The following is an 8,659-nucleotide window of genomic DNA, read 5'->3' as shown; positions in this document are numbered from 1 at the left end:
CCCGCGAGCCAGGCCCATGCCCCCACCCAGCCCGCCCGCCGCCCCCGGCCCCCCGCCGTGCCGGGCCCGTCGCGCGTCCGGACGGGTCCGGCGCGGGCAGACCCCTTGCCACGGGCCGGTCCCCGCCGCATAGTGAGTGAGTACTCACTCGCACACCCGCCCGGAGGTCCCCGTGCCCGTGTCCCCCGCCCCGCCCGACGCCCCGCCCGAGGCCCCGCCCGCTCCCCCGCCGGTCCTGACGACCACCGCGCTGCGGCGCGAGTACGGCACCCTCGTGGCCCTCGACGACCTGACCCTGTCGCTGCCCCGCGGCGGCGTCGTCGGGCTCGTCGGGCCCAACGGCTCGGGCAAGTCCACGCTCGTGCGGCTGCTGCTGGGCCTGGTGCGCCCCACCTCCGGCGGCGCCGCGGTCCTCGGCCACCCCGTCGCCGCCCCCGTCGCGTACGCCGGGCGCGTGGGCGCGCTGATCGAGTCCCCCGCCTTCGTCCCGGGCCTGTCGGCGCGCGCCAACCTGCTGTCCCTGGCGCACCTGCGGCGGGTCGGCCGCGAGCGCGTCGAGGAGGTGCTGGAGGTGGTGGGCCTGGCCGGCCGCGAGCGCGAGCCCGTCCGGCGCTTCAGCCTGGGGATGAAGCAGCGCCTGGGGATCGCCGCGGCCCTGCTGCCCGACCCCGAGCTGCTCGTGCTCGACGAGCCCACCAACGGCCTGGACCCCGCCGGGGTCGTGGAGGTCCGCGCGCTGCTGCGGCGGCTGGCCGACGAGGGCCGCACCGTCGTCGTCTCCAGCCACCTGCTGTCGGAGATCGAGAGCGTGTGCACCCACCTCGTCGTCGTCCGCTTCGGCGAGCTGCTGTTCTCCGGCCCCGTGGGAGAGCTGCTCGCCCGCGCCGACGCGCACGTGGACGCGCTCCCCGAGCACCCCGGCGACCTGGAGCGGCTGCGCGCGGCGCTGGCCGCCGCAGGCTGGGACGCGGTCCCGGCCGGGGAGGGCCTGCGCGTGCACGCCGGGCCGGAGGCGGCCGCCGACGTCAACCGGGCCGCGGCCGCCGCCGGGGTCGTGCTGCGCGGCCTGAGCGCCGGCCGGGAGGGCCTGGAGGCGGTGTTCCTGCGGATGACCGGCGCGGACGCCGACCTGGCCGCCGCGCGCGCCGGCGCCGCCCGGGTGCGGGAGGTGGCGCGGTGAAGCTCGTCACGAGGTCCTCCGCGAGGCCCGTCGTGGGTCACGTGGTGCGCAGCGAGCTGGTGCGGTTGCGCCGGCGCAGCACGGTCGTGGGCTGGGCGGGGCTGACGGCCCTGTTCGCCGCGCTGGTGTGCGCGGTGGTGTTCCAGGTGGTCGAGCAGACGGGCGCCGCGGGTGTGAGCGCCGTGCCCGACGGGCCGGGGGTCAGCTTCCCGGACGCGGCGCAGCTGCTGTCGCCGGCCGGCCTGGTGGCGCCCCTGGCCTCGGGCGCCTCCTTCACCGGCGTGGTGACGCTGGCGTTCTGGGCGCTGGCCACGGCGACCGACTCCTCCACGGGGCTGGTGCGCCAGCTCGTCGCGGCCGAGCCGCGGCGCGGGCGGCTGCTGGTGGGCAAGTGGCTGGCGCTGGCGCTGGTCACGGCGGCGACGACCGCCGTGGCGGTGGTGGTCACGGTCGCCGTGGCGCCCGTGGCCGCGGCCGCCGGCGGCTGGGAGCCCACCGCGTGGGGCGAGGACGTCGCCGGCACCGTGCTGCGGGCGGGGCTGGACCTGTACCTGTCGCAGCTGGTGTGGGGCAGCGCCGGGCTGGCGCTGGCCGTGCTGACCCGCTCGGCCGGCGTCGCCATCGGCGTCGGCGTGGGCTGGGTGCTGCTGGTGGAGGCGGTGCTGGGGGCGCTCTCGCGCGAGCTGGGCGACTGGCTGCCCGGTGCGGTGCTGGGCGCCCTCGCGGCCGGCGGCACCGACCGGGTGGGAGCCGGGACGGCGCTGGGCCTGGGCGCGCTGTACGTGGCCGTGGCCCTGAGCGCCTCCCTGGTGGTGTTCTCCCGCCGCGACGTCACCGACTGACGCCGGTCCCGCCCCGCCGCCGGGCCGCGCCCGGTGGCGGGGCAGGATCGCCCCGCACGCACCCGAACAGCCCCGAGCCGATGTGGAGGAGGACCCGTGGCCCGCACCGGCGACGTGCGCTCGGCCCTGGTGGCGGCGACCACCGCGCTGGTCGCCGAGGTGGGGTACGCGGCGACCACCACGAAGGCGATCGCCGCGCGCGCGGGCGTCTCGGAGGGGTCGATCTACCGGCACTTCCCCGACAAGCACGCGCTGTTCACGGCCGCCGTGCTGGAGGGCCAGCGGCCCGTCGTGGAGTGGATGTCGGCGCTGCCCGCGCGCGCCGGCACCCGCACCGTGCGCGAGGTGCTCACCGACGCCTTCGAGCACCTGTCGCGCCTGCGCGAGGACCTGGTGCCGCTGGAGGTCGCGATGGCCGCCATGCCGGGGGCCCGTCCTCCCGCGCCGCCGGCCGGAGCCGCCGGCGCGCTGGGCGAGGCGGTCGCCGAGCGCGGCGGCCCGCCGCACCTGCTGGCGCAGTACCTGCGGGCCGAGCAGGACCTGGGCCGCGTGCGCGGGGACGTGGACGCGGCCCGGCTGGCGGTGCTGCTGCTGGCGGCCCTGTTCGGGGCGCAGACGAGCCCGCTGGCGGGGGCGGCGGGCCTGGGCCCGGAGGCCGTCGGGGAGCTGGTCGCGGTGCTCACCGAGGGGGTCGCGGCCCCGGCGGGCTGAGGGGGCGCCCGCGCTCCGGGGGTTGCCCGGCCCGCGAGCGGCCCTCTACGGTCCTGCGCATCCCTGCAGGAGGGGGTGCGACGGCGCACCGCTGCCCACCGGCGGGTCCGGCGCGCACCACGCGACCGACCCGGAGGACCCGTGCCCGTCATCACCGCCGTCCGCACCCGCGACGTCCGCTTCCCCACGTCGCTGGAGCTCGACGGTTCCGACGCCGTCAACGTCGACCCCGACTACTCCGCCGCCCACGTGGAGGTGGAGACCGACGAGGGCGCCGTCGGCACCGGCATCGTGTTCACCTGCGGGCGCGGCAACGAGGTCGTCGTGGCGGCGCTGGAGAGCTACGGGCACCTGCTGACCGGGCGCGAGGTGGACCTCGACGACCTCGGCGAGGCCTCGCGCCGGCTCGTGCACGACTCGCAGCTGCGCTGGCTGGGCCCGGAGAAGGGCGTCTCCCACATGGCGTGCGGGGGGCTGGTCAACGCGCTGTGGGACCTGCGCTCGCGCCGCGACGGGCTGCCGCTGTGGCGGGTGCTGTCCGCCGCCGCGGTCGACGAGCTCGTCGACGTCGTCGACTTCACCCACATCTCCGACGCCCTGTCCCCCGCCGCCGCGCGCGACCTGCTCGTGGCCGGCGCCGAGGGCAAGGAGCAGCGCGTGCAGCAGCTGCTGCGCGAGGGCTACCCCGCCTACACGACCACTCCCGGCTGGCTCGGCTACGACGACGACAAGCTCGTGCGCCTGTCCCGCGAGGCCGTCGCCGACGGGTTCGGGATGATCAAGCTGAAGGTCGGCGGGGACCTGGACGACGACCGCCGCCGGTTGCGGCTGGCCCGCGAGGCCGTCGGCCCGGACGTGCGGATCGCCGTGGACGCCAACCAGCGCTGGGAGGTCGGCGAGGCGGTGGAGTGGATGCGGGCGCTGGCCGAGCACCGGCCGTGGTGGATCGAGGAGCCCACCAGCACCGACGACGTCCTCGGCCACGCGACGATCCGCCGCGGTGTGGCGCCCGTGAAGGTGGCCACCGGCGAGGCCGTCGCCAACCGGATCGTCGTCAAGCAGCTGCTGCAGGCCGGCGCGATCGACGTCCTGCAGATCGACGCCACCCGGGTGGCCGGCGTCAACGAGAACGTCGCGAACCTGCTGCTGGCCGCGCGGTTCGGGGTGCCGGTGTGCCCGCACGCCGGCGGGGTGGGGCTGTGCGAGCTGGTGCAGCACTTCTCGTTCTTCGACTTCGCCGCCGTCACCGGCACGCAGGAGGACCGCGCGATCGAGTTCGTCGACCACCTGCACGAGCACTTCACCGACCCCGTCGTCGTGCGCGGCGGCCGCTACGCCGCCCCCACCGCCCCCGGCACCGGGGCGCGGATGCGCCCGGAGTCGCTGGAGCGCTGGACGTTCCCGGGCGGCGGGGGCTGGCGCGAGCTGATCGCCGGCGGGGACGGCACCGGGCGGGTCCCGGCGACCGCGGCCTCCCGGAGCGACGCGTGAGCGCGCCGCCGGTGGACCCCGCGGACGCGCTGCCGGACGACCCCGCGGCGCTGCTCGTCGGGCGCGTGCACGACCCCGTCACGGGCGGGCCGGTGCCCGTCGCGGTGCGCGGCGGCGACCTGGTCGACCTGTCCGGCACCGCCCCCACCGTCGCGCACCTGCTGCGCCTGCCCACCGCGCGGGTGCGCCGGGCCGTCGAGGGCGCCCCCGCGCGCTGGGACGTGACGGGGGTCCTGGCCGCCTCGCTCGCCCGGGACGCGGCCGCGGCGCGGCTGCTGGCACCGGTGGACCTGCAGGTGGTCAAGGCGTGCGGCGTGACGTTCGTCGACAGCATGCTGGAGCGGGTCATCGAGGAGCGCTGCGCGGGCGACCCGGACCTGGCGCGGGGCGTGCGCGCGCAGGTGCTGGAGGCCCTCGGCGGCGTCGGGGACCTGTCCGCGGTGGTGCCCGGCTCCGAGCAGGCCGCGCAGGTGAAGGAGGCGCTGCTCGCGCGGGGCATGTGGTCGCAGTACCTGGAGGTGGGGCTGGGACCCGACCCGGAGGTGTTCACCAAGGCGCCCGTGCTCTCCTCGGTGGGCTACGGCGAGCGCGTCGGGATCCCCGCCACCAGCTCCTGGAACAACCCCGAGCCGGAACTGGTCCTCGTCGTCGACGCCGACGGCGTCCCGCGCGGGGCGACGCTGGGCAACGACGTGAACCTGCGCGACGTGGAGGGCCGCAGCGCGCTGCTGCTGGGCGCCGCCAAGGACAACACCGCCTCCAGCGCGCTGGGCCCCTTCGTGCGGCTGTTCGACGACGGGTTCACCCTCGACGACGCCCGCACCGAGCGGATCTCCCTGCGCGTGGACGGACCCGAGGGGTACCTGCTGGAGGCCGTCAACGACGTGGGCCGCCTCAGCCGCAGCTTCGAGGAGCTGGTGGCCGCCACGTGGGGCCCGCACCACCAGTACCCCGACGGTTTCGTCCTGCACACCGGGACGCTGTTCGCGCCCGTGCAGGACCGCGGCGAACCCGGCCGCGGGTTCACCCACGTGCACGGCGACGTCGTCACCATCGCCGGCCCGCACCTGGGGGCGCTGGTCAACGAGGTCGGGCCCACCGAGCAGCTGCCGCCGTGGGAGTGGGGCGTGGGCCGGCTGCTGGACCACCTGCTGGACCGTGCGGCGCGGGAGGCGGGGCCGCACCCGTGAGCGCCTGCGACCCCGGGGCGGCGGAGGAGGCGGTGCGCACCCACCTGCTCAACGCCTTCGACCGGTTCGCGCGCGCGTCCACCGGGGGTCCCGGCGCCGCGGCCCGCCCGCCGGTTCCGGCGCGCACCCGGCTGCACCGCGCGGCCGGCTGAGCGCCGGGCCGGCGCCACCGCTCAGCCGCCGGCGAGCGCCACCCCGTGGCGGCCGGTCACCGACACGATCGCCGCCATCGCCTCCTCGACCGGACGGTCGAGCGGGACGGAGCGGGCGAAGTCGGCGAAGAAGCGCCCCGCGCCGTCGCCGGAAGTGATCGCCAGGAACCGGGCCCCGTCGCCGAGGACCTCGAAGGTGGCCGGTGCACCGGCGGGGACGACGACGAGCCCGCCGGGCTCGAGGTCGTGACGGTCGCCGTCGACCAGGGCGCTGCCCCTCCCCTCCAGCAGGTAGAGGACCCCGCTCCACGGCGAGACGTGCGGGGGCGCGGGCGGTGCGGCGGGGGCGACGACCTCGAAGACCTCGAAGGTCCCGCCGGGGTCGCGCACGGTGGCCTTGGCGACGTGGTCGCCGTCGATCATGCGGTGGTGCCGGCCCTCACCGGGCCGGACGTGGGTGGTGCTCACGGCTCCTCCTCTCCTCGGGTGTGCGCAGCGTGCGCCGCGGGGGCGGCGCGGGTGCGAGTGGTGCGCTACTCGATCCCGAGGACGCCGGCGAGCGCGGAGCGCTCGGAGACGCCGAGCTTGTGGCCGGCGCGGTACAGGTGGCCCTCGACGGTGCGCACCGAGACGGTCAGCCGCTCGGCGACGGCCCGGTTGCTCAGGCCGCGGGCGGCGAGGACGACGACCTCGCGCTCGCGGGCGGTCAGGGGCAGGGGGCGCAGCGCGCTCGCGAGGGCGGGGGTGCGGGCGCCGGAGCGGGCGGCCAGCGCCGCGGCGAGGGCCGCGGCGGTCAGCGCCGGGCCCCGCCGCCCGCTGCGGTGGTGAACGTCGGCGGCCTGCGCGGCGGCGTCACCGGCGGCCACGAGGTCGCCCAGGTGCTCCCAGGCCACCGCGGTCCGCTGCAGCGCGGCGCCATCCCGCTCGGCCCAGGCGCGGGCGTGCGCGTGGGCCTGCGAGGCGCGGGCGCTGACGGCGGCGAGGGCGGCGAGGCGCGGCAGCGCCGCACCCGCGTCGCCGAGCTGGACCGCGGTCTGGTGGGCGAGCACCTCGTAGGCGTCGGCGCCCGCGGCCCGGGCCAGCCCGGCCGCGGCGGCGGCGTGCGCGGCCGCCTCGGTCGTGGCCCCCTCGGCGGCGGCGCCCCAGGCGCGCGCGAGCAGGTCGTCCGGCGCGTAGACGCGGTAGGCCGGGTGCTGCTGGGCGCCGAGGTCGGCCAGGAGGGGGGCGGCCCGCTCGACGTCCCCCGCCTGCGCCAGCGCCGTGGCCAGCAGGGTGCGGCAGCGGAAGCGGAACTCGTGCCCGGAGTCCACCAACCCCGCCCACGCCTCGCGCAGCAGCTCCACCGCGTCGCGGACCCGGCCGGCGGCCAGGGCGGCGTGCCCGGCGACGACCAGCCCCATCCACCGCGCCGGGCCCGGCAGGTCCGCGGAGGCGGCGCGCAGCGCGCGGACCCGCTCGGCGGCCCGCTGCGGCGATCCGGCCAGCCGGTGCCCGAGCACCTGCGAGTCCACCAGCCCGAACGCGGGCACGACGGCGGGCACGTGCTCGGCGTCGAGCCCGCCCACGGCGGCGGCCTCGTCCAGCAGCTCCGCCCGCCCGGTGACGGCGCTCGCCGCGGAGACCGCGGAGGCGGCCAGGACGCGCACGAGGTCGTCGGGCAGGGCCTCGCGCAGCAGGCGCGGGCCGCGGGCCAGCACGTCGTCCAGCTCGCCGAGGGAAGCGGCCACGGCCAGGGACATCGCGGCGACGTGCAGGGGCAGGGCGCCCGTGGCGCCGGCCGCGGCCAGCGCCCGGCGCGCCTCCGCGGGGCGCGCCATCGTCCACAGCAGGTTGCCGGTGCGGTGCAACTGCGCCATGGCGCGGACCTCGGCGCGCGGGGCGCGCGCGGCCAGGTCCGCGAGGACCGCCTCCGCCTCCTCGCCGCGGCTGAGCCAGGACAGCGCGGCGGCGTGCACGAGCAGGGCGGCGGGCTCACCGGTGCGGGCGGCCGCGCGCGCCAGCCGCTCGGCCAGCGGCAGGTCGTGCAGCCGCGTGGCCGCCTCGGCGGCGCGCAGGAACAGCGCCGGGTCCGGGGGCAGGTCGGAGTCGAGCACGAGCACGGCGCGCGGGACCGGGTCCGCCGCCGCGTCGAGCGTCAGCGCCACCCGCCCACGCAGGCGGCGCGCGCGCAGCTCACCGGTGGCGGCGCGGCGCACCTCGCCGTACAGCGGGTGCGCCAGCCGCGCGAGCGCGCCGTCGGTGCGCACCAGACCCCGCTCCTCGGCCTCCTCCACGTCGGCGGGCGAGGTCAGCGCGTCCAGCGCGTCCAGCGCCACCGGCTCGGCCAGCGCCACCACGTCCACGACGTCGCGCACCCCCGGCGTCAGGGCGCCGATCTCGCGCTCGAGCAGGTCGGCCAGCTGCGGGGTGATCCGCGGCCGGTCGGCCCAGCGCCAGGTGCCGGACGCGGCGGTGAAGCGGTGCGCGGCCACCTCCCCGGCCAGCAGGTGCCGCAGGAACAGCGGACTGCCGCGGGTCAGGGCCCACAGCCGGTGCGCGGAGGCCACCTCGACCGGGCCGCCGAGCACCCGGGCGAGCAGGTCCGTGGTCGCCGCGGTGTCCAGCGGGCCCAGGTCCAGGCGCGGCAGGTGCTCGTCCTTCCACAGCGACGTCACCACGTCCGGGGCCGCCTCCCCCGAGCGCACGGTCACCAGCGCCGGCGCCAGGCGCCGCAGCACCACCCGGTGCAGCACGAGCGCGGAGTGCTCGTCGAGCAGGTGCGCGTCGTCGACGACGAGCACCAGCGGCCGCCGCCGCGCCAGCGCCTCCAGCGCCCGGGCCACGGCGTCGGCGCCACCACCGGGAGCGTCGCCGGGCACGTCGAGCAGACCGGCGAGGGCGCCCAGGGGCAGCGGGCGGGCGGCCGCGCTGCCGTGGGCCCACAGCACCCGCGCCCCGCGCCGGGCGGGCAGGTCCAGCGCCTCGCGGACGAGGCGGGTCTTGCCGACGCCGGCCGGGCCGGCCACCACGACCCCGGCCGCGCCCGGCCGGACGGCTGCCGCGACCGCGCGCAGCTCCCCGTCCCGGCCGACCAGCGGCCACGACCGCTCCACC

At 78.7% G+C, this 8,659-nt stretch carries 8 protein-coding genes; 6 read left to right on the top strand and 2 right to left on the bottom strand.

The features are described from left to right. The first annotated feature begins 172 nt into the window (after positions 1-172). The 6 genes from AB8M62_RS17695 (at position 173) to AB8M62_RS17670 (ending at position 5,566) form a co-directional block, all read left to right on the top strand. A complete protein-coding gene (locus AB8M62_RS17695) occupies positions 173-1,180 on the top strand; it encodes an ABC transporter ATP-binding protein (RefSeq protein WP_369070416.1) in 1,008 nt (335 codons plus the stop codon). Then, the gene (locus AB8M62_RS17690; RefSeq protein ID WP_369070415.1) at positions 1,177-2,022 is read left to right on the top strand and encodes an ABC transporter permease subunit; all 846 of its coding nucleotides are present in this window, start codon (positions 1,177-1,179) and stop codon (positions 2,020-2,022) included. The genes AB8M62_RS17695 and AB8M62_RS17690 overlap by 4 nt, the downstream gene beginning before the upstream one ends. A gap of 96 nt (positions 2,023-2,118) precedes the next feature. Then, entirely contained in the window at positions 2,119-2,733 is a 615-nt protein-coding gene (locus AB8M62_RS17685) for a TetR/AcrR family transcriptional regulator (protein ID WP_369053856.1), read from the top strand. Positions 2,734-2,874: 141 nt separating this feature from the next. Continuing rightward, positions 2,875-4,224 carry an enolase C-terminal domain-like protein gene (locus AB8M62_RS17680; protein ID WP_369053855.1) on the top strand — a complete coding sequence of 450 codons (1,350 nt, stop codon included), beginning with the start codon at positions 2,875-2,877 and terminating at the stop codon, positions 4,222-4,224. Next, positions 4,221-5,414 (top strand): fumarylacetoacetate hydrolase family protein, encoded by a 1,194-nt coding sequence (locus tag AB8M62_RS17675; protein WP_369053853.1) that lies wholly within the window; start codon positions 4,221-4,223, stop codon positions 5,412-5,414. Before AB8M62_RS17680 ends, AB8M62_RS17675 begins: the two co-directional genes overlap by 4 nt. Next, a complete protein-coding gene (locus AB8M62_RS17670; RefSeq protein WP_369070414.1) occupies positions 5,411-5,566 on the top strand; it encodes a hypothetical protein in 156 nt (51 codons plus the stop codon). The genes AB8M62_RS17675 and AB8M62_RS17670 overlap by 4 nt, the downstream gene beginning before the upstream one ends. 21 nt (positions 5,567-5,587) lie before the next feature. Here AB8M62_RS17670 and AB8M62_RS17665 read toward each other — a convergent pair whose 3' ends face one another. Together AB8M62_RS17665 and AB8M62_RS17660 are read right to left on the bottom strand one after the other, a co-directional pair. Further along, entirely contained in the window at positions 5,588-6,034 is a 447-nt protein-coding gene (locus AB8M62_RS17665) for a cupin domain-containing protein (RefSeq protein ID WP_369070413.1), read from the bottom strand. A 65-nt stretch (positions 6,035-6,099) separates the two neighbouring features. Next, a complete protein-coding gene (locus AB8M62_RS17660; RefSeq protein ID WP_369070412.1) occupies positions 6,100-8,658 on the bottom strand; it encodes a helix-turn-helix transcriptional regulator in 2,559 nt (852 codons plus the stop codon). Between the last annotated feature and the right edge of the window lies 1 nt (position 8,659).

The sequence above is a fragment of the Kineococcus terrestris genome (assembly GCF_041020755.1).
GTDB classification, from domain to species: Bacteria; Actinomycetota; Actinomycetes; order Actinomycetales; family Kineococcaceae; genus Kineococcus; species Kineococcus terrestris.
This window is presented reverse-complemented; position numbering and strand designations above follow the sequence as displayed.